This window comes from Pseudomonas sp. B611, from assembly GCF_055407965.1.
Window position 1 is genome coordinate 314,320 of the sequence record NZ_JBUZST010000003.1, and the last position, 21,477, is coordinate 335,796.

Consider the following 21,477-nt stretch of genomic DNA (forward strand, 5'->3'; position numbering starts at 1 on the left):
TTCTTATTAGGCAAAAGCCATGATCGACAGCATCGACCAGCAACTGATCGCCGCCTTGATGGACGATTCGCGCCTGTCCCTCAAGGCCCTGGCGGGCATCACCGGGCTGTCGTCGCCCAGCGTCGGCGAACGCCTGCGCCGCCTCGAAGAGCGCGGTGTGCTGACCCACTACACCGTGGACATCGACGCCAAACACTTCGGCTACCTGCTGCAAGCCATCGTGCGCATCCGCCCCCTGCCCGGGAAGTTGCAGGAGGTTGAGCGGCAGATCCAGGCCATCCCCGAGTTCACCGAGTGCGACAAGGTCACCGGCGACGACTGCTTTATCGCGCGCCTGCATGTGCGCACCATGGAACAGCTGGACACCTTGCTCGATCGGCTCAACGTCTACGCCGAGACCAACACGGCGATCGTCAAGAAAACCCCGGTGAAACGGCGCTTGCCGCCGCTAGGTGGTGGGGATTGAGTTTGATCGTTCCCACGCTCTGCGTGGGAATGCCGCCGGTGACGCTCTGCGTCACGCCTGTAAGAACGGACGCAGAGCGTCCAGGGATGCATTCCCACGCAGAGCGTGGGAACGATCAGCCCCTCAGTCATGCAGCGCCTTCGCCGCCGCCAATAACCCCTTGAACTTGCCATACCGCGCCGCCAACACCGGCTGCTGCCGGGCATCCGGCCAGTAACGCGCCTTGACCGGCATACCGGCCTGCAACAGCTCGGCCCCCTCCCCGATCGCCATGAACCCCAGCTTCGCCGCCCCCACGCAGGCGCTCAGTTCACTGCCCTGCAACGTGTAGATCTCCCGTTGCAGGATATTCGCCAGCAACTGCGCCCAATACTCACTGCGCGCGCCACCGCCCACCAAGGCACAGGCACCGACGTCGGCCCCCGCCGATTGCACCGCGTGCAGGGCGTCCAGCAAGCCAAAGCCCACGCCCTCCATCACCGCATAGCCGAGCAGCGCCGGGGTGCAGTCGTGGCCCAGGTTCATGAAGCCACCGCGCAGCAAGGGATCGTTATGGGGCGTGCGCTCGCCGGCCAGGTAAGGCAGAAACAGCGGTGCCGACAGCGGCACCGCCTGGGTAATCGGCAGTTGTGCCTGCACCATTGCCAATAACGTTTGCTCATCCGCCGCGCCGGTCAGGCGCGTGACCCAACGCAGGCAACTGGCCCCGGCGAGCATGGCGCCCATGGTGTACCAACGATTGGGCAGCGCATGGCAAAAACTGTGCACGGCACTGGCCGGGTTGCCAGCGGCGTGGTCGGTGATCGCCACAATCGCCGCACTGGTGCCCAGGGTGATGAAGCCGTCGCCAGCGTTGATCGCGCCGATGCCCACCGCCGCCACCGGGTTGTCGCCCCCGCCGCCGGCGATCACCACCCCGCCGGGCAACCCCAGGCCGGTGGCGGTCAGCACCGCGCTCGCCGCGCCGCCCTCCACCAGCCTCGGCAGCTGCTGCGGGGTCAGGCCGCTGGCCTGCACCATCGGGCTGAACCATTCGCGCTGGGCCACATCCAGCCACAGCGTACCGGCGGCGTCCGACATCTCGCTGACGCGCTCACCACTCAAGCGCAAACGCAGGTAGTCCTTGGGCGACAACACACAGTCAATCGCCTTGAACACCTCGGGTTCGTGGCGTTGCAGCCACAGCAGTTTCGGCGCCGTCAGCCCGGCCATCGGCAAGCTGCCGGTAACCTCGGCAAACCCTGCGCCCAACGCCTCGGCCTCGGCGATGGCGCGGGAGTCGTCCCACAGGATCGCGGGATACAACACCCGGTCGTCCGCCCCCAACAATACGGCGCCATGCATCTGCCCCGACAAGCCGATACAGGCCACCCGCGCAAAGGCAGGATGGCCACGCAGTTGCGCCAGCGCCTGCAAACACGCCCGCCACCAGTCTTCCGGCGCCTGTTCGGACCAGCCACTGTGGCGCCGCGACACGCTCAAGCGCACGCCAGCGTGGGCCAATACCGTGCCGTCCAGATCCATCAGGATCGCCTTGAGTTCGGAAGTGCCGAGGTCTATGCCGAGGGAAACAGGACTGCTCATACGCGTTTCATTCCAATCAGTTACAGCCACATGAATGGCGCAGTTGCAGGCTGGGCGCCAGGCGCACGCTTTGCGGCGGCGCGTCGGGCGTCGCCATGCGTTGCAGCAGCAGATGCACGGCGCGCGCGCCCAGGTCGTTGACCGGTTGGGCGATCAACGTCAGGCGCGGCACGAAGAAATCGGCCCAGTCAAAATCATCAAAGCCCACCAAGGCCATCTGCCCCGGCACCTCAAGCCCCGCGTCACGCAGCGCGTGCATGGCGCCAAGGGTCATCAGGTTATTGCCGGCCATGATCGCCGTGGGCGGCGCGCTCAACCCGAGCAACTGCACCGTGGCCTGGCGCGCCGGCTCAGTGTTCGAGCCGCCATTGACCAGCAACTGCGGATCAAACCCCAGCCCCGCCGCCTGTAACGCGGCCTTGTAGCCGGCAACCCGCTCGTCGGTGGTGCTGAACCCCGTACGCCCGGCGATAAAGCCGATGCGACGGTGCCCATGAGTAATCAGATGCGCGATCAGGGCCTGGGTGGCCTGGGTATTCTCCACACCGACCTGGTCAAATTGCGCGCTCATCATCCGGTCCACCAGCACTGTGGGAATCCCGTTGCTGCGCAGGTACTCCAACGCCATCGAGTCATTCGACGGCGCGAGGATCACCCCGTCGACACGCCGGTGATGCAGCGCGGTGACCACCCGCAGCTCCTGCTCCGGGTCGTCGTGGGTGTCGACAAACAGCATCATGTAGCCGTGCTTGGCGCACTCGGTTTCAATCGCGTGCACCGTTTCACTGAAATAGTGGTTGGACAGCGCCGAGATCGCCACGCCAATCGTGCTGGTGCTCGACCGCGCGAGCGAGCGCGCCAGGGTGTTGGGGATGTAGCCCAACGCCTGGACCGCCTGCTGCACCGCCTGCACCGAGGCCGGGCTGACCTTGCGCGTGCCGTTCAACACGTGGGACACGGTGGACGTCGACACCCCCGCCCGGCTTGCCACGTCATCCATGGTCACCACGTTGCTGTTCCCCTTATGCGATCAATGTTTACTCGACCAGCCGCTGTACGTACCGACGTTGTCGCGGGTGATCAGTTTTGGCGTGAGCAGGGTAACCGCTTCGCCAGGGGCTTTGTCATGCAGAATATCGTTGCCCACATTAACCGCGGTCTGCGCCATGGCCCACGGGTCCTGGCTGGCCGAGGCCTGGATCTGCGTGTCGGACTTCAGCGCGTTCTCGATGTCCGGTGCACCGTCCACCGAGGTGATGATGATGCCACTGCGCTTGAGCTGTCGCGCCGCCAGGTCACTGCCGATGGCTTGCGGGTCGTTGATCGCAAACAGGCCGTCGATTTTCGCGAAGCGCGTGAGGTAACCCTGCATCACGTTCAGGCCGCCTTCGCGCGAGCCCTTGCCGTCCTGGTCGTCGGACAGCACCTTGATCTCCGGCGCGCCGGCCAGTGCGGCCTTGCAGCCTTTGACGCGGTCGGTCACGGCGGTGACCTGCGGACCGTTCTGGATAATCACATTGCCCTTGCCTGCGAGCTTGTCCACCAGGTATTGGCAGGCCAGCTTGCCGGCCTCGACGTTGTCGGTCTGCACCGTGGCGTTGACGCCCTTGGCGTCCACATCTACCGCCACCACGACAATCCCGGCGTCGCGGGCTTTCTTGATCGCCGAGGCCATGGCGGACGGGTCGACCGCGTTGATCAGGATCAGGTCGACCTTGGACGCAATGAAGTTGTCGATCTGCGAAAACTGCTTGCTCAAGTCATAGTCGGCCGACACCGACGTCACCTTGACGTTGGCGTTCAACTCCTTGGCCCGCGCCGTGGCGCCGTCGGCCAGGGTCACGAAATACGGGTTGCCGAGCGAGCCCATGCTGATGCCGAGGGCGTTGAGTTCACGGGCTTCGACGGTATGGGCCATCAAGGCGGTCAGGGCGACGACGGGAAACAGGCGTTTAAGGTTCATGCGGGTCTCTCTTGTGATTGTTGTATGAGTGAAATCAGGTCCGCGCACCGGACTGGCGATAACGATCCAGCGCCACGGCGCCAATGATCACGATGCCCTTGATGATGTACTGCCAGATGTCCGACACCCCCAGCAGCACCAGGCCGTTGGTGAGCACCGCGATAATCAGCGCGCCGATCAGCGTGCCGCCGATGGTGCCGACACCGCCGGTAAAACTGGTGCCACCGAGGATCACGGCGGCAATCGCATCCAGCTCATAGGATTGCCCCAGTTGCAGGCCGTTGGCGGCGAACAGCCGCGAAGCGCTCATCACCGCGCCCAGCCCGGCCAACGCACCGGACATGGCGTAGACAAACAGCAGCACCTTCCACACCTTGATCCCCGACAGCCGCGCTGCTTCCGGGTTGCCGCCCACCGAGTAGATCTGCACGCCCATTACGGTGCGGCGCAGGATGAACCACGACAACCCCACCACCGCCACGGCAATCACCACCAGCCACGGCACGCCGAGGATCGAGTCATTGCCGATAAACGCAAACGGCAGGTCGGGGTTGAACACGGTCTTGTCATCCGCCAGCAACCGCGCCAAGCCGCGCATGGCGGTGAGTGCGCCAAGGGTGACGATAAACGGCGGCAGGCGCATGAACGCGATCAGGCCGCCGTTGACCAAACCCAGCAACAGACCAAAGCCGATACCGGCAGCGATTCCGAACATGCCGAACTGCGGCGACATCGACGCCTGCAACGCCACCACCGCCGACGCCGCGAGGATCGCGCCCACCGACAGGTCGATGCCCGCCGTGAGAATCACAAAGGTCATGCCTGCGGCCAGCACCACGTTGACCGAGGCCTGCTGGGTGATGATCGACAGGTTCTGCATGGTCAGGAAGTTCTCGCTGGCCAGGGCAAAGCCCACCAGCAATAGCACCAGCACCGGCAACATGCCCACCGTGCGCATCAATTCCCGTGCGCGCTCCGCCTTGCCGATTGTTGTTGTCATCTGTAATTCAGCCATTGGCCACCACCTGATCGCCACCGGTGGCGAGGTCAATAATACGTTCCTGGGAAATAGCCTGGCCGGACGCGCCGCCGACTTCGGCGACCAACTGGCCTTCGCGCATGATCAGCACGCGGTCGCAGGTGCCGATGATTTCCGGCAGCTCGCTGGAGATCACCACGATGCCCACGCCGGCCAGGGCCAGTTGATTGATGATGCGGTAAATCTCGGATTTGGAGCCGATGTCCACGCCCCGGGTCGGTTCGTCGAGGATCAGCACATGGGGCTTGACCTCCAGCAGCCGCGCCAGCAACACCTTCTGTTGGTTGCCGCCGGACAACGCACCGACATTGACCTTGCCCGACGCCACCCGGATCGACAGCGCCTTGATCGCCTCAGCGGCGCGCTGCACGCCGTGCCCGCGATCCAGCACGCCACCGGCGTGGGCGTCGGGCACACAGGCGCAGACGTTGATGTTGTCGGCCACGCTCATGTCGAGGAACAGGCCCTGGGCCTTGCGGTCTTCGGTGAGGTAGACCACACCGGCGCGGATCGCATCCGCCGGGGTGCGCAGTTGGGTGATGGTCTTGCCCACCACTTCGAGGCTGCCACGGGTGCGTGGGTCGGCGGCAAAGATCAGCCGCGCCAGTTCGGTGCGCCCTGCCCCCACCAGCCCGGCAATGCCCAGCACTTCGCCGGCGTGCAGGTCGAAGCTGCAATCGCGCACGCGCTTGCCATCGGCCATGTCGCGTACGCGCATCACCACGTTTCCGGGGTTATAGGCGGCGTGTTCCTTCTTGTAGAAGCCAGAGAGGTCGCGGCCCACCATCATTTTCACCAGCACCTCGGCCGACAGCGCGTCGCGGGTCAGTTCGCCGATGTACTGGCCGTCGCGCAACACCGAGACGCGGTCCGACAGCTCGTAGATCTCGGCCATGCGGTGGCTGATGTAGATGATCGCCAGGCCTTGGCTGCGCAACTGCTTGATCAACGCAAACAGGCGGTCTGTTTCGCGGGAGGACAGCGGCGTGGTGGGTTCGTCCATCACCAGGATCTTGGCGTGGGCATGCAGGGCGCGGGCGATTTCCACCAGTTGGCGCTCGGCAATCGACAGGCTGCTGACCCGCGTCGCCGCGGTGAATTCGGCGCCGAGGCGTTGCAGCACCTCAAGGCAACCTTCCTGCATGCCCTTGCGGTCGATGGTCCAGCCGCGCCGCAGTTCGCGGCCCAGGTAGATGTTCTCGGCCACGCTGAGGTTCGGGCACAGGCTCAGTTCCTGGTAGATCACGGCGATACCGAGGGCTTTGGCGGTGGCGGGGTCGAACGTGGCGATGGCTTGGCCGGCAATGCGGATTTCACCGCCGGGGTCGGCTTGGTAGGCGCCGGAAAGGATTTTCATCAAGGTGGATTTGCCGGCGCCGTTCTCCCCCATCAAGGCGTGGATTTCGCCGGGGTAGACCTTCAGGCCGACATTCTTGAGCACGCGCAAACCGTTGAAGGTTATGCTGATGCCCTGCATCTCAAGCAAGGGTTCAAGGCTCATGGCTGAGCTCCTGGTTTTATTATTTTTGTTGTCGAGCGAGGCCGACTCTAAAACAGATGCTTTTGCTTGCGCAAGCGCTTGCGTGCGCCATTTGTCGAATGATGAATCGTTTCATCAGGCAATTATGACCACACACGCAATTTTCCAACCTTTCTATCCAATTGAGGGTTTATCGCTAAAACCAAGACATCAAAACGCCACAATCTCTGCTACTGTCCAATGACCTCATCTCCTCCTCGTCGCCTCACCGCGATCTTCTGTGAGCATGCTCTGCGCCGTCGCCACTTGACGATGGCGGGCCTGAACCTCACGGAATGACCCAGCGATGGACACACCTTTACCCGGCCCCGCGCAATCACGCGCCGAAAAGATCGTCGAGTTCAAACGCCAGAAAACCCTGCTCAAGGCCGGCGCCTTGCAGGATGCCATCTTCAACAGCGCGTACTTTTCCAGCATCGCCACTGACGAAAAAGGCGTGATCCAGATCTTCAACGTCGGCGCCGAACGCATGCTTGGCTATGCCGCTGCCGACGTGGTCAACCGCATCACCCCGGCCGATATCTCCGACCCCGTCGAGCTGATCACCCGCGCCGCCGCCCTTAGCGAGGAACTCGACACGCCGATAACGCCAGGGTTTGAAGCCCTGGTATTCAAGGCCTCCCGGGGCATCGAAGACATCTACGAGCTGACCTATATCCGCAAGGATGGCAGCCGCCTGTCCGCGATGGTCTCTGTGACCGCCCTGCGCAACCGCCATGACACCATCATCGGTTACCTGCTGATCGGCACCGACAACACCGCCCGCAAGCAGGAAGAAGCCGAGCGCAAAGGTTTTGAACGCGCCCTGGAAGAAAAGAACCTGGAGCTGGAGCACGCCAGCCACATGAAGTCCGAGTTCCTCGCCACCATGTCCCACGAACTGCGCACGCCGTTGAACGCGGTGATCGGGTTTTCCGAAGCACTCAAGGACGGGCTGGTGGGTGACATGACCGAGACCCAGCGCGAATACATCGGCGATATTTTCACCAGCGGCCAGCACTTGCTGTCGTTGATCAACGACATTCTCGACCTGTCCAAGGTCGAGGCCGGGATGATGGAACTGGAGCTGGAAGCGGCAGAACTGCCGGGGCTGTTGGCCAACAGTCTGCTAATCGTGCGTGAGAAGGCAGCGTTGCAGCAGATCCAGTTGAAGCTGGACAGCCCGGATGACTTCGGCACCCTGGCCCTGGACCTGCGCAAGACCAAGCAGATCATCTACAACCTGCTGGCCAATGCGGTGAAGTTCAGCGAACACGGCAGTTGCGTGACCCTGGCGGTGCGAGAGGTCAAGGCTGATCAAGTCGGCAAGGTCCCCGGGGATTGGCCGGTGCGTGGCTTTGACCTGCCGCCCGGCGCGCATCAGGCGTTTTTGCAGTTCAGCGTCAGCGACACCGGGCTGGGCATCGCCGAAAACGACATGGGCAAGCTGTTCAAGGCGTTCAGCCAGATCGACAGCAGCCTGGCACGCAAATTCGAAGGCACCGGCCTGGGGCTGGCGATGGTCAAGCAACTGGCCGATCTGCATGGTGGCAGCGTCGCCGTGGCCAGCCGCGCAGGCCTCGGCGCGCGGTTTGTGGTGTGGCTGCCGTTGCGGCGGGCCACCCGCCTGGAGGGCCCATGGCCGATATCCTGATCATCGAAGACAACGAAGCCAATATGCGCCTGGCACGCTTGCTGCTGACCAATGCCGGGCACAGCGTGCGCTGGGCCGCCGATGCGGAAAGCGGCCTGACCCTGGCCCGCGAATACCAACCCGCATTGATCCTGATGGATATCCAACTGCCGGGCATGGACGGCCTGGCGGCCACTGCTCTGCTCAAGCACGACCCGCTCACGGCGCACATCCCGGTGATCGCCCTGACCGCCATGGCGATGAAGGAAGACCGCGAAAAAACCCGCCTGGCCGGCTGCGACGCCTATGTGATCAAGCCCTTGCGCTACAAGGAGCTGTATCAGGTGATCGACGCCCTACTTGAAAAACCCCACTCGGATGAGTTCCCACTATGGCCACGCTGCTGATCGTCGATGATGAACTCCAAGTGCGCAAACTCCTGGAAACCTTGCTGCAATACGAGGGTTACCACACCCAAAGCGTCGCCAGTGGCGAAGAAGCCCTTGCGCTGGTGGCGCAGCAACCGCCGGACCTGATCTTGCTGGACATCATGATGCCCGGCATGGACGGCTATGAAGTGGCTCACCAGCTTAAGGGCGACCCGGCCACGGCAAACATCCCCATCATCATGCTTTCGGCACTGAGCGAACCGAGTGCGCGCCTCAGTGGCCTGCAAACCGGTGCCGAAGAGTTCATCAGCAAACCAGTGGAGCGCGTCGAGTTATGGCTGCGGGTGCGCAACCTCCTGCGTCTGAAGGCCTATGGCGACCAGTTGAAAAGCCATAGCCTCATACTGGAACAGCAGTTGCGCGAGCGCGGCAGCGAAACGGCAAAGATGAACGTTCACGACCTGGCCTTGCTCGACCTGGAAAATGCCCTGCGCCAAGCGGTGACTGCGCGTGAATTCAGGTTGCACTACCAACCCAAGCTGGATTTGGCCAACGGCCGGATCAGTGGCGTGGAAGCGCTGCTGCGCTGGGAGCGCCCCGGTTATGGTGCAGTGTCGCCCGGGGTATTTGTGCCGATCCTGGAACGCCTGGGGTTAATCGGCATCGTGGGGCGCTGGGTGATCGAGCAGGCGTGCCAGCAAATCGCGCGATGGCAACATTCGGACGTCGGCGCGATGGAAGTGTCGGTGAACGTGTCCGGCCATCAATTGATCGAAGGCGACCTGATCACCGATATCGGCCAGCTATTGGCCGAAGCCGGGGTAGAACCCCACTGGCTGGAGGTTGAACTCACCGAAAGCTCACTGATGGAAAACACCCCGCACACCATCAGCAGCCTGCAACGCCTGCGAGCGATGGGGGTGAAGATCGCCATTGATGACTTTGGCACCGGCTACTCCAGCCTCGCTTATCTGCGGCGCTTTCCCCTGGACACCTTGAAGATCGATATCGCGTTTGTCCGCGAAGTCACCAGCAACCCTCAGGACGCAGCGATTGCCCGTACCATCATCGAGCTGGCCCACAGCCTGGGCCTGCGCGCCGTGGCCGAAGGGGTGGAAACGCCAGCGCAGTTGGCGTTTTTGAAAGAGGCTGGCTGCGATCAGTTGCAGGGTTACCTGTTCAGCCGGCCGCTGCCGGCGGCGGCGCTGGAGCGATGGCTTCGGGGGAAATTGCTCAAGCCTCAATGAACCGGGCCGGATACGCGCGGCAATATAAAACAAGCCCAGCACCGGAATCATCGAATGCGCATGTGACACACAGATTTATCCGAGAGGCTGCAATGCCTCAGCGAAAAACCTGCCAACCACATGACGAGCAATGCCACGATGATCCATCCAAGCCGTGCGACTTCCAACCACCCATTCCCCTCCGACAAGCTGCAGGTACATGCAGCACCGCAGCGGCGCACGGCGGATACGCCTCCCCAGGGCACCCCCACGCTCCTCCCCATCCCCGCCAACTCTACCTTCGAGCAATGGTGGAACCAACTGGGGCAAGCGTTTCAGTCCCCTGACGTCCAGCAGTGGATACAAGACAGAGGCATAAACCCCAGCTCGATAAGCATCAACCCAACCTCAGGCCAGATCCAGTTCACGATTAAAACAGAGCCTGGACAACGGGTGCATACCGTGGGCCTCGACGACCCGGGCTGGGCAGCCGTCAGCGGTCCGATACTGGATGCTGGCCGTATCATCGTGGCCAACGGCACCGCCACCACGTTTTCCCCACCGTTGTCAGGAACTGCCAATAACGCTCCGTTAGCGCTGATGATGCATTTTTTCAAGGCAACGGCAGTCTTTTCGCCGTTGCACAACAACCGCAATGAGGAGCGGCTGGCGGAACATCGGGCGCAACTGGCCGATATCCGCAATCGCTACCAGGCGGCTTTCGATTTGCGGCATCTGGCAGACTTCGTCAGGGAAGGCACCCGGGATGAAATGGAGATAGCCGACGAGTTGAGCGCTCGTGTTGTCTATGTCGACAGTTCAGGTACTTACACACCGGCGAACACCGGCAACCATAACAGCGTGAGTTTGAAGCAATTTATTGAGGACCAGGGCTGGAACATCCCCACCACCCTCGATCAATTGGACAATCTCGTCAACGCGCTGCTGACCCCTTTCCCCCAGGCCCCCGTCAACGGCAACTACGGCGGCGCGCGCGCATGGCCTGTGCCGCTGGATACCGAGAGTGCGCAACAATTGAGCGCCGATATCCGGCAGGGCAAGATCGGCGAGATTGACCTCCATCCCGCCACGAGCGTGTTGGAATACTTGCTCGATGGCGAACAAGTGCTTCCTTCACACACCACTGATCCCAGGCGCCTGATCGATCGTCTGATCGCGTCACCCAAGGGCCAGGCATTAAGCCAGGCGATTCAGGCGCAGTTCGAGGCGCGTTCGGTCAAAGGCAGTGCCAACGACTGGTTGCTGGCCGCACTGACACTGGACCCGTCCGGACCGGCAGAGGCTGCTCCGGGAACCGGGTCAACCGTTATCGCGGGTTACACGTTGTCAGCCCCACAGAATGCAGGCAAGGCCGCCACGACGGTATTGAGTGAATTGACGGCCGAGCTGGCCAAGGCTGGCAAGGGTTCGTCGCCTGAGCAGGCTGCGATTCTGGCCACACTGATGTTGGCCAGCCGGGCACCGGAGTTTCTGGTCAAGGACATTCCGCAGGATCTGGTCGTGGGCACCCACAGCTGGGTCAGCTTCACCACCGCTGTCGCCCGTATCGAAGCACTGGCCCCGGGGGCGACAGCAACAATGAGCTACACCCAAGTGATGCTCCGGGCGAGCATTGCGCCCATCTCCGAGGAGGAGCAGCGCATTGAGTTTGTCGCCCAGGGTGCCGCGATCAACGAGTGGGCCGTCTTCAACGGCATGCCGTATCCGGTCAACAAAGCCGCATTGACACGCGTGCGTGAGGCGTTCTCAGCACAAGTCAACGAACTCAAGAAGGCGTCTGAGGCCTCCATGGCAGTGATGCCGACCGCCAAGGACATGGCACTGGAGCAATTGAAAAAGGCCCTGCCAGATTTAGACCCGACGCTCTTGGAAGAAAAGTGCATCAGCGTTCAACCGTCCAACCGACATTTTCCGGGGCCCTATTCAATACTGGATTTGTACATGGATGGTCGGGGAATTCCGAAGGCACCTGATTCTGCGGACAACTGGGGGGAAACGGGCAGAAGCCTGGTGCGACATTTCACATCTGGCGCTGTGAACCCACCCGAGGACGGCAGACCGGGTGCCTGGGTTTCGTCTTCGGCGGCATTGGACATCAACGCCGTCATGCCAAAGCTTGAACAGTTGCCGCGGCTGTCCGAGGCATTCAATACGGCGTTTTCGGCTTACTCGGGTGCGATCAAGACGGCAACTGCCGCGCACATAAAGCACATGGTATCGAAACTGCCCCTGGCAGATCGTCAGAACTTCGAGTTCGGCAACATCACAATCGCCAAGGAAGTCCATTATGAATGGGGCGGTGTACGCAATGAAACCCCCGAAGGTTGCGTGCAAATCAAGATCAAGCGCGATGGGAAGGTCCACAACTATCAACTGGACCGCCTGGGCGGAACCATCACCCAACGTCCAGACCTGGGCGACTTCAAGACCGGGGAGCCTTATTACAAGGAAGGACGGCCCTTAAACGAATTCAAGGTCATCACCCCCGAGGGCCAATACCCGGACGGGCTGACCAAAGAGTCCAAAGGCGCGGCGGGTAACCCTGACAGCTTCACCAGCGCGAGAATCGCCTACCTTGCAGATGCCATGCTCCAGGACATGGACCTGCCCGGGGTGAAAAAATGGGCGAAAGGTCAAACCACCTTTGATACCGAAGTACCAACCCATGAAAAAGCGGCGGAATTTGCCCTCAACCTCATTCCATTCCGATCGGCGATCATCAACTTCCAAAAAGGCAACGTTGCCCAGGGGTTGGGGGACTTGTCATGGGATATATTCGGCTTCCTCGTTGGCTTCGGCGCCGGGCTCAAAGGCGCGAAAGCGGTGGCCACCGGGGCTTCCGCGCTCGCCAAGATCGGGCATACCCTCAAGATCGTCGGGCGCGCCGGGGTGGGCGCGCTCAATCCAGTCAGCGGGGTGGATGACCTGTTGCGCAGCGCACTAACCGGTACGGCAAGCGTGCTCAAGGCGGGGCACAGGGGCATCAGGTATCTGAGGTACCGTGACAGCGCCAATCTGCTCAAGCTGGCCAAACAGCCAGACATCGCTGAAGGCACCTACAAGGCAATCAACACCACGGTTGAAAGCAAAGCCCTGGCCAAATTCGATGAGGCGACAGGCAAGTGGTACGCCGTGGACCCACGCACCCAGCAAGCCTATGGCAAAGCGCTGGACAACTTCGTCGCTGACGGCCCGGGTGCCGCCGCTTCCGACAGTTTGCGAGCGATCGGCAACGCTGATGGGGTGCTTGCCGCCAGCCAGCAACACGGCCTGGCCGCCAGTGGCAAGTTCAAGGATGGGCAAAAAACGCTGGAAGACACCGCCGTCATGTTCGAGGGCAACTGGCACCGTTACGACGCGATCAAGAAACAACCCTACGGCTCGCCCCTGAAAGACTTCACGCCTAGCCGGATTGCCGCCGGCGGCGAGGTCCGGTCCCTGGACACGACCCTGCTGGGGTATGAAGCCAAATACATTGTCCCAGATGAACTCGCGACCAAGGGTTTGCAAGGCAACGTGTATGTGGGTCGCAGCCAGAAGGAATATGTGAAGATCGATGGCGTGCTGTACGAGTCGCAGCTCAAGGACGGCCAGCGCATCATCCGACATCCCAAGGGCACGGGCCCCGATATTCCGGTCAGGGACCTGGGTACTGCGGGATGGGAGCCCTCAAGCCGGTCCACTCGCCTGCTCGGTGGTGCAAGCGACTCCACCTCGCGCTGGAAACTGGGGGACCACACCTATGTGGTGCCGATGGACGGCATCAAGACGGTGGAAAACTCGACGACTCCCTTCAAGCTCAACTACAAGGGCGTGGATCATAACGTCATCTTCGACAGTGTGGCGGGGGCCTGGAAAGAGACCAATCTTTCAACCGGGATCGACGCGCTCAATCACCAGTACTTCTGGCGAGCCGATAAAGGCAAATGGCAGCGAGGACCGTACAGCGACTTCCTGAAAGCCAAAAAAAAGGACGCGCATCGCTATGCGTTTGTTGATGTCATGCCGGCGACAACGGTGAAAATCGCGAGCGATGCCAAACCGATCCCCAAGAACCTTCACTATTTTTGGGCGGGTCAGGACATACCTGCCAACCTGGCTGACAACATCGTCCAAAATGCTGCCCAGGCCCCCGGATACACCTCCATCCTGCACGTGGATGCCGACACCCCGGCCCTCTTTCAACAGATAAAGCAGAAACTGGAAAGCAAGGTCCAAGGCCTTGAGGTGAGGAACCTTCGCGAAGATGACGTCTTCAAACAATTGAAAAACGACGAGATGTACGATTACTTCCGACAAGGGCAAGGCAAAAACCTGGCCGCGGCTTCAGATGTTGCGCGCTACCCCATCACCAATAAATACGGAGGGTTCTATCTCGATACCGATGATGTCATTCAGACAAAAGTCAGCACCGCGGTGGTGAATGCGGGCGCCAATGATGTGCTGCTCAACAGTCCGGTTGGCCATACCCTCAGTGACTACAAGCTTTTTTACAACACCAGCAATTTCGGCACCCAGGCAAACAACCCGGTGATTACCGACATGATCACCGAGATGAAAAAGCGTTTCGCTGCCAACAAAGACTATTTCATGGCCAACCGGCCCATTGGGGCCAGGGACGCCAACGGTGTCGTGCAGTACACCCCTGAGTTCAAGGCCTATGAAAGCAAGATTTTCGAAACGGTCGGGCCGACGCTGTTCAACGACAACCTCAAGCTCAAGCGTCCTGACATGTACGACTTGGGCTTTGATGGGCTGACCAGGGAGAACAAGGTGGTCGGGAACAAACTCGAACCGCACGGCTCGATAGTCAACATTGAAAACGATGTTCGCCAGTCCTTCCTGCGAAGCGGCATCGTCCCACCGGACACACTGGGGAAGCAGATCAAGCAACTGAAGGAGCACTACTTCCCGCTTCAGCACCGGTTCAACGTCAAGATCGGCGCCGAGCACTCCTGGATCGATTCCTGATCCGGCTCGCCATCCTTGAGCGGCACCTGCGCATCATCCATCAACGATCCCGGGTCTTCGTTTCCCGGATCGTTGAGCTCCTCGTCCAGTTCGTTCTCACGTTCATCTGACATGACCTGCACCTCTATGAACCCGGGTTATCCACCTGGATATAAAACGCATACGCCCCCAGCAACAGCCAGAACACCATGAATAACCACGGCGCACGCATAGAGAATAGCAGCGACTTGCGATAGCCCTTGTGGGACGACTCGGTCTCGCAGAACAGAGGCGAATCGTCATACGCCAGGCCCATCACCGGCTCGCTGCGCAGCAGTTCGCTTTGCTTGTAGTGCCAGTGGTCGATGATGTCGTACGCCGCGCGAATCCCCGGCCAAGCGTTCAGCGAACTGAAGATGCCGAGCAGCACCAGAAACACCGGCACCACCAGAGTGAACAGCTTGCCCCACTCGGGGTTGAGGTTGCCCATGCCCGAGACGAAGGCAATGACCAGGAAGGATTGCGCGGTGAGGTAGGCATCGGTGCGGTTGGCCAGGATCGTCGTTTCGTATTGGATCTCACGGCGGTAGAAGTCCAGGCGGTCCTTGGGCGAGCCGAAGATCTTGGCGTTGTGTTCACTGTGGTCGGTCAGTGCCGTTTCCGGGGACTGAGGCGAGATGATTCTGGGCACGGCGGTGCTCCAAGAAGATTCGAGAGACGTTAGAAGAACGGCACTTGCCCGAAGTTCAAGTTCGTTCATGCACCAATCCAAGGCAACCCACGCACCTAACTGTGGCGAGCGAGCTTGCTCGCGCTGGAGTGCGCAGCGCTCCCACGTTTTTGCGGCCGCTGCGCAGCCCAGCCGGAGCAAGCTCCCTTGCCACAACTACGGGTTTCGGCACAGGCATTGCTTTAGCCCTTCATCACTGCCCGTACACAGGAGCGTTCGTTACCCCCCGACCCAGAGCCGACCCCATCAGAAAGTAAGGACCAGGCCCAGTGGCATCCTTAGCCACGGGCTCATAAAAACATGCGTTTTTCAAAGCGGCAGTGCCACCCAAGCGTCCCTCGGCACTGACAAGGTACTGGAATGGCTCGATCTTTCTTCGATGAAATGAATGACGCAAACGGTGTGTGCCGTGCGCATTATCAGGAATTCTCCCGCTGGTTGGCCAATACGCCACCGGAACTGCTGGCCCAGCGTCGCCGCGAAGCCGACTTGCTGTTTCACCGCGCCGGGATCACCTTCACCCTCTATGGCGACGAGCAAGACACCGAGCGCCTGATCCCCTTCGATATCATCCCGCGCAGCATCCCCGCCAGTGAGTGGAGCGTGATCGAGCGCGGCTGCATCCAGCGCGTCACCGCCTTGAACATGTTCCTCGCCGACATCTACCACGACCAGCGCATCATCAAGGCCGGAATCATTCCCGCCGACCAGGTGCTGGGCAACGAGGGTTACCAGAAAGCCATGGTCGGCCTCGACCTGCACCGCGATATCTACTCGCACATCTCCGGCGTAGACCTGGTGCGCGACGGCGACGGCACCTACTACGTGCTTGAAGACAACCTGCGCACCCCCAGCGGCGTGAGCTACATGCTCGAAGACCGCAAGATGATGATGCGCCTGTTCCCCGAAGTATTTGCCAAGCAACGCATCGCGCCGGTGGACCACTACCCCAACCTGCTGCTGAAAACCCTGAAAAGCTCCAGCCGCCTGGACAACCCCAACGTCGTGGTACTTACCCCTGGCCGCTTCAACAGCGCGTTCTTTGAACACGCCTTTCTCGCCCGGGAAATGGGCGTGGAACTGGTGGAAGGTGCCGACCTGTTCGTGCACGACCTCAAGGTGTTCATGCGCACCACCGATGGCCCCAAGGCCGTGGACGTGATCTACCGGCGCATCGACGACGCGTTCCTCGACCCGCAGGCGTTCAACCCCGAATCGATGCTCGGCGTGCCCGGCCTGGTCGCCGCCTACTGCGCGGGCAACGTGGTGCTGGCCAATGCCATCGGCACCGGCGTGGCCGACGACAAGTCGATCTACCCCTATGTGCCGGAGATGATCCGCTTCTACCTCGACGAAGAACCGGTGTTGCAGAACGTACCGACCTTCCAGTGCCGCAAGCCCGATGAGCTGTCCCACGTACTGGCGCACCTGCCGGAACTGGTGGTCAAGGAAACCCAGGGCTCCGGTGGCTACGGCATGCTGGTGGGCCCGGCGTCCACGGCCGCCGAGATCGAGGACTTCCGCCAACGCATCAAGGCCCGTCCCCACGCCTATATCGCCCAACCCACGTTGAGCCTGTCCACCTGCCCGACCTTTGTCGAAAACGGCATCGCCCCCCGGCATATCGACCTGCGGCCGTTCGTGCTGTCGGGCAAGGAAACCCGCCTGGTGCCCGGTGGCCTCACGCGCGTGGCCTTGCGTGAAGGCTCGCTGATCGTCAACTCGTCGCAAGGCGGCGGAACCAAGGACACCTGGGTGGTGGAGGGCTGATTATGTTGAGTAGAACCGCCGCAGATCTGTACTGGATGTCCCGCTACCTGGAGCGCGCCGAGAACCTGGCGCGCATGCTGGAAGTCAGTTATTCGCTGTCGCTGATGCCCCAATCCGGGCGCAGCGATGGCCTGGATGAACTGGCGATGTCGCTGCTCAGCAGCGGCACCCTCGACAGCTACCTGGAGCGCCACAAACAACTGGATGCCGAGCGTATGCTGCACTTCTTCGCCCTCGACGAAGAAAACCCGGCGAGCATCTACAACTGCCTGCGCGCCGCTCGCGGCAATGCCCACGCAGTACGTGGGCGCATCACCGCCGATATGTGGGAAAACCTCAACGCCACCTGGCTGGAAATGCGCAGCATCGCTGCCGGTGGCCTGGCGCGGCATGGCATCAGCCACTTCTGTGATTGGGTCAAGCAACGCTCGCACCTGTTCCGTGGCGCCACGTCGGGGACGATCATGCGCAACGACGCCTACCGGTTTATCCGCCTGGGCACCTTTGTCGAGCGCGCCGACAACACCCTGCGCCTGCTGGATGCGCGCTACGAGATGTTTGGCGAAGAGTCGGAGGAAGTCAGCGACGTCTCGGCGCGCGGCTATTACCAGTGGAGCGCCCTGCTCCGCGCGTTGTCGTCGTTCGAGGCGTATACCGAGCTGTACCCGAATGCGCTGAATGCGCGCTCTGTGTCCGAACTGCTGTTACTGCGCAGCGACGTGCCGCGATCCTTGCATGCGTGTATCGAGGAATTGAGCCACATCCTCGCCGACTTGCCCGGCAGTTATGGGCGCACAGCGCAGCGTTTGGCAGCGGAGTTCGAAGCGCGGCTGAGGTATACGGGGATTGATGAAATTCTGGAAGACGGCCTGCACAGCCGGCTGACGGACTTTATCGACACCGTGCGCGAGTTGGCGCGGGCGATACACAGCTCTTACCTCGAAGTGGTCTAAACCACACAGAGGAACAAAATGTGGGAGCGGGCTTGTGTGGGAGCGGGCTTGCTCGCGAAGGCGGCGTGTCAGTCAATAGATTAGTTGGCTGACCCACCGCATTCGCGAGCAAGCCCGCTCCCACATTGGTTTTGCGGTGTTTATTGGGTTTTCACCAACACCGGCTCAGCGCTGTACTGCTCAGGAAACAGCTTTTTCAACTGCGCCACCTTCGGCAAATCATTGATCACGATGTACGGGTAAGACGGGTTCTCGGTGAGGAAATCCTGATGGTAGGCCTCTGCCGGGTAGAACGGCTTGCCCATTTCAATCGTGGTTGCGATCGGTTTACCAAACGACTTCGCAGCATCCAGTTGCGCGATATACGCCTGGGCGACTTTTTGCTGTTCGGCATTCTGCGCAAAGATCGCCGAACGGTACTGCGTGCCGGTATCCGGGCCCTGGCGGTTGAGTTCTGTGGGGTTGTGAGCTACCGAGAAGTAGATCTGCAACAGCTTGCCGTAGCTGACTTTGCTCGGGTCATAGGTGACGGACACCGCCTCGGCATGGCCCGTATCGCCCACGCTGACAGACTCGTACTGCGCCGTGCCCGCCGCGCCGCCATCATAGCCGGAGACTGCGTTTTTTACGCCTTGTACGTGCTGGAAAACCCCTTGTACGCCCCAGAAGCAGCCGCCGGCGAAGACAGCGGTTTGCAGGTTGGCCGAGGCTGGCAGGTCCAGGGCGGGTGGTGCGATGACGACGGCATCGTCGGAAGAACCAAAAGAAAAGGCCTGGGCCTGGCCGATAAAGGCAACCAAGGCCAGTGCAGGTAGTAATCTGAGAACTTTCATAAATCTCACTCCAGAACACGGTCAACTGTGGGAGCGGGCTTGCTCGCGAATGCGGTGGGTCAGTCAGCATTTCAGTGGCTGACACACTGCATTCGCGAGCAAGCCCGCTCCCACATTGATTGGGTTGTCAGTTCATAAATCGGTTAGCCAAAGGTAAAGGCATACGCCGCCACATTCGGGTCCAGAAACTCAATGCTGAAAGTACGGTCCTGCACCTCACCCGGCTGACGCACCAGTTGGTACAAGCGCTGTTCTGTCACCGTGCCCGTACCATCCGGCGCGACATCCGTGCCGTGGGCATCGCCTGGGGCCTTGCCGTCGACCGTGACCTTGAAGCGCACCGGCTTGCCATCCGCGCCAGGCGCCAGCACCAGATGCAAGTCACGGGCGTGGAAGCGGTAGACGATGCGCCCACCGGCCTGCTCCAGCGTGACTTGCTGGCCGCCGACGTTCCATTGGCCTTCCAGGGTCCAGTTGTTCAACGCCAAGGGGCCGGACTTGACGAAGTTCTCGGCGCGCTGCGCGCCCAGGTAGGTTTCCGGCGACTGCACGGTGTTCAGGTCCGGCGCCTGTTGCACGCCCTTGGCAGCCACGTCGATCAAGCCGCCCGCGACGTTTTGTGCGCCGGCCTCGCGCAGCAGTTGCTGGATCACCCGCTCCGATTCGGCATAGTCGCCCTCGCCAAAGTGGTGATAGCGAATCTGCCCGTTGGCATCGGCAAAGTAATGCGCCGGCCAGTACTGGTTGTTGAAGGCGCGCCAGATCTTGTAGTTGTTGTCGATGGCCACCGGGTAGGTGATCCCCAGGTCCTTCATGGCCTGGGTGACATTGCCCACATCCCGCTCAAAGGCAAACTCCGGGGCGTGCACGCCAATCACCACCAGACCCTGGTCGCGGTACTTCTCGGCCCAGGCTTTGACGTAAGGCAGGGTGCGCAGGCAGTTGATGCAGGAATAGGTCCAGAAATCCACCAGCACCACTTTGCCCTTGAGGGCTTCGGCACTCAGCGGCGCGCTGTTGAGCCATTGCACGGCGCCGTCCAACGGCGGCAGCGCGCCTTCGATCGGCAGCGAATCGCTGTTGTGGTTGGCCGCCATCATCATCGCCCCACCCTGCGCTGGCGGCTTGGCGTTCAGGCGGTCCACCAGGCTTTGTTCCAGGCCACCGGTGGACGCTGTCGACAAGCGCGACAGCACGCCGGTGTCCAGGCCTAGCGCAATCGCCGCGACACCCACCAACATCAGCGCACCCAGGCCGCGACGCAACCACTCACCGGCGCCCAGGGACTTCTTCATCAAGCCAAAGACTTTACCGCCGACCAGCAACGCCAGCGCCAGGGACGTCGCCGCACCGGCGGCGTAGGCCAGCAACAGTAAGGTAGTGCCGATATTGGCGCCCTGCAGCGCCGCGCCGGTCAGCAGCAGCCCGAGGATTGGCCCGGCGCACGGCGCCCAGAGCAACCCGGTGGCCACGCCGATCAGGAACGAAGCGCTTGCACGCGGCCTGGCGTCGGCCCCGGCGGCCTCCGACAAGCGACTGCCGGCCGCCACCAGCGGCCGTGTCAGGCGTTCCGACAGCTGTGGCAGCAGCAGCGTGAGCCCAAACAGCGCCACGCAAAGCAACGCGAGCCAGCGCCCGTATTGATTGACTTGCACCACCCAGCCGCCGCCCACGGCGGCCAGCGTGGCCACCAGGGCAAATGTCACCGCCATCCCCGCCAACAGCGGCAAGCCACTGCGCAAAAACGGCTGCCCGGTGCGAGCGAAGACAAAAGGCAGAACCGGCAGGATGCACGGGCTGACGATGGTCAGCACGCCGCCCAGGTACGCGAGGAGCAGAAGCCACATGGGATAAGACCTTATAAGAAAGAGACATCGGCTTAAGCCGCCGTGAACGTCATGGCCGCGCCATTCATGCAATAGCGCAGGCCCGTGGGTCGTGGGCCGTCGTCGAACACATGCCCTTGGTGACCGCCGCAACGGCGGCAATGGATTTCGTTGCGCGCCATGCCAAAAGAACGGTCGGTACGGCTGGCGACTGCGTTGTCCAGCGGCTGCCAGAAACTCGGCCAGCCGGTATGGCTGTCGAACTTGGTGGTGGACGAGAACAGCGCCAACGCGCAACCGGCGCAGGCAAAGGTGCCGGTGCGGTGTTCATCGTTGAGCGGGCTGCTGTAAGGGCGCTCGGTGCCCTCCTCGCGCAGCACGGCGTATTGCTCGGCGCTGAGCAGGCTGCGCCACTCGGCGTCGCTGTGGCTGACCTCGAAGGTTTCAGCCGCCTCGGCTTCGCTGACCAGGTTGAGCTGTTTCAGCAAGCCACCGGCAAGGACGGCGACACCCAGGCCACCGCCGGCCAGCAGGATTTGTCTGCGTGAGTACATAGGTTTCTCCATTCAAGGCCC

Annotated in this window: 17 protein-coding genes; 7 read left to right on the forward strand and 10 right to left on the reverse strand. The window is 61.6% G+C overall.

The window, feature by feature from the left end; translation table 11 throughout:
- The first annotated feature begins 19 nt into the window (after positions 1-19).
- On the forward strand, positions 20-466 hold the full coding sequence (locus ACZRMO_RS09680; RefSeq protein ID WP_124524783.1) for an Lrp/AsnC family transcriptional regulator: 447 nt from the start codon (positions 20-22) through the stop codon (positions 464-466).
- Positions 467-589: 123 nt separating this feature from the next.
- Here the strand turns inward: ACZRMO_RS09680 and xylB are convergent, their stop codons facing one another.
- Genes xylB through ACZRMO_RS09705 form a run of 5 tightly spaced genes read right to left on the reverse strand, consistent with a single transcriptional unit; the run spans position 590 to position 6,553 of the window.
- A complete protein-coding gene (gene xylB / locus ACZRMO_RS09685) occupies positions 590-2,050 on the reverse strand; it encodes a xylulokinase (protein WP_463972725.1) in 1,461 nt (486 codons plus the stop codon).
- 16 nt (positions 2,051-2,066) lie between these two features.
- A complete protein-coding gene (locus ACZRMO_RS09690) occupies positions 2,067-3,059 on the reverse strand; it encodes a LacI family DNA-binding transcriptional regulator (RefSeq protein WP_463972726.1) in 993 nt (330 codons plus the stop codon).
- A gap of 21 nt (positions 3,060-3,080) precedes the next feature.
- Positions 3,081-4,013 (reverse strand): ABC transporter substrate-binding protein, encoded by a 933-nt coding sequence (locus tag ACZRMO_RS09695; protein WP_463972727.1) that lies wholly within the window; start codon positions 4,011-4,013, stop codon positions 3,081-3,083.
- A gap of 34 nt (positions 4,014-4,047) precedes the next feature.
- Positions 4,048-5,028, reverse strand: coding sequence for an ABC transporter permease subunit (locus tag ACZRMO_RS09700; protein ID WP_463972728.1), 981 nt, complete (start codon positions 5,026-5,028; stop codon positions 4,048-4,050).
- On the reverse strand, positions 5,021-6,553 hold the full coding sequence (locus tag ACZRMO_RS09705; protein WP_463972729.1) for a sugar ABC transporter ATP-binding protein: 1,533 nt from the start codon (positions 6,551-6,553) through the stop codon (positions 5,021-5,023). The genes ACZRMO_RS09700 and ACZRMO_RS09705 overlap by 8 nt, the downstream gene beginning before the upstream one ends.
- A 325-nt stretch (positions 6,554-6,878) precedes the next feature.
- Between ACZRMO_RS09705 and ACZRMO_RS09710 the strand changes: the two genes are divergently transcribed.
- The 4 genes from ACZRMO_RS09710 to ACZRMO_RS09725 all read left to right on the forward strand — a co-directional run bounded on the left by ACZRMO_RS09710 (position 6,879) and on the right by ACZRMO_RS09725 (position 14,811).
- A complete protein-coding gene (locus ACZRMO_RS09710; RefSeq protein ID WP_463972730.1) occupies positions 6,879-8,225 on the forward strand; it encodes a sensor histidine kinase in 1,347 nt (448 codons plus the stop codon).
- On the forward strand, positions 8,210-8,611 hold the full coding sequence (locus tag ACZRMO_RS09715; protein WP_463972731.1) for a response regulator: 402 nt from the start codon (positions 8,210-8,212) through the stop codon (positions 8,609-8,611). Before ACZRMO_RS09710 ends, ACZRMO_RS09715 begins: the two co-directional genes overlap by 16 nt.
- On the forward strand, positions 8,596-9,840 hold the full coding sequence (locus ACZRMO_RS09720) for a GGDEF/EAL domain-containing response regulator (protein ID WP_463972732.1): 1,245 nt from the start codon (positions 8,596-8,598) through the stop codon (positions 9,838-9,840). The genes ACZRMO_RS09715 and ACZRMO_RS09720 overlap by 16 nt, the downstream gene beginning before the upstream one ends.
- Before the next feature lie 120 nt (positions 9,841-9,960).
- On the forward strand, positions 9,961-14,811 hold the full coding sequence (locus tag ACZRMO_RS09725) for a TcdA/TcdB catalytic glycosyltransferase domain-containing protein (RefSeq protein WP_463972733.1): 4,851 nt from the start codon (positions 9,961-9,963) through the stop codon (positions 14,809-14,811).
- Here ACZRMO_RS09725 and ACZRMO_RS09730 read toward each other — a convergent pair.
- Entirely contained in the window at positions 14,757-14,924 is a 168-nt protein-coding gene (locus tag ACZRMO_RS09730) for a hypothetical protein (RefSeq protein WP_463972734.1), read from the reverse strand. The genes ACZRMO_RS09725 and ACZRMO_RS09730 overlap by 55 nt on opposite strands.
- A gap of 11 nt (positions 14,925-14,935) precedes the next feature.
- Complete coding sequence (locus ACZRMO_RS09735; RefSeq protein ID WP_207042255.1) at positions 14,936-15,481, reverse strand: hypothetical protein; 546 nt, start codon at positions 15,479-15,481, stop codon at positions 14,936-14,938.
- Positions 15,482-15,880: 399 nt separating this feature from the next.
- Between ACZRMO_RS09735 and ACZRMO_RS09740 the strand changes: the two genes are divergently transcribed.
- Together ACZRMO_RS09740 and ACZRMO_RS09745 are read left to right on the forward strand one after the other, a co-directional pair.
- On the forward strand, positions 15,881-17,290 hold the full coding sequence (locus ACZRMO_RS09740) for a circularly permuted type 2 ATP-grasp protein (protein ID WP_448185138.1): 1,410 nt from the start codon (positions 15,881-15,883) through the stop codon (positions 17,288-17,290).
- Positions 17,291-17,292: 2 nt separating this feature from the next.
- Positions 17,293-18,243, forward strand: a complete 951-nt coding sequence (locus tag ACZRMO_RS09745) for an alpha-E domain-containing protein (RefSeq protein ID WP_207042251.1) — start codon at positions 17,293-17,295, stop codon at positions 18,241-18,243.
- 140 nt (positions 18,244-18,383) lie between these two features.
- Here ACZRMO_RS09745 and msrA read toward each other — a convergent pair whose 3' ends face one another.
- The 3 genes from msrA to msrB all read right to left on the reverse strand — a co-directional run bounded on the left by msrA (position 18,384) and on the right by msrB (position 21,456).
- Positions 18,384-19,076, reverse strand: coding sequence for a peptide-methionine (S)-S-oxide reductase MsrA (gene msrA / locus ACZRMO_RS09750; protein ID WP_463972735.1), 693 nt, complete (start codon positions 19,074-19,076; stop codon positions 18,384-18,386).
- A gap of 143 nt (positions 19,077-19,219) precedes the next feature.
- The gene (locus ACZRMO_RS09755; protein ID WP_463972736.1) at positions 19,220-20,923 is read right to left on the reverse strand and encodes a cytochrome c biogenesis protein DipZ; all 1,704 of its coding nucleotides are present in this window, start codon (positions 20,921-20,923) and stop codon (positions 19,220-19,222) included.
- 32 nt (positions 20,924-20,955) lie between these two features.
- Positions 20,956-21,456, reverse strand: coding sequence for a peptide-methionine (R)-S-oxide reductase MsrB (gene msrB, locus ACZRMO_RS09760; RefSeq protein ID WP_463972737.1), 501 nt, complete (start codon positions 21,454-21,456; stop codon positions 20,956-20,958).
- Positions 21,457-21,477 lie beyond the last annotated feature (21 nt).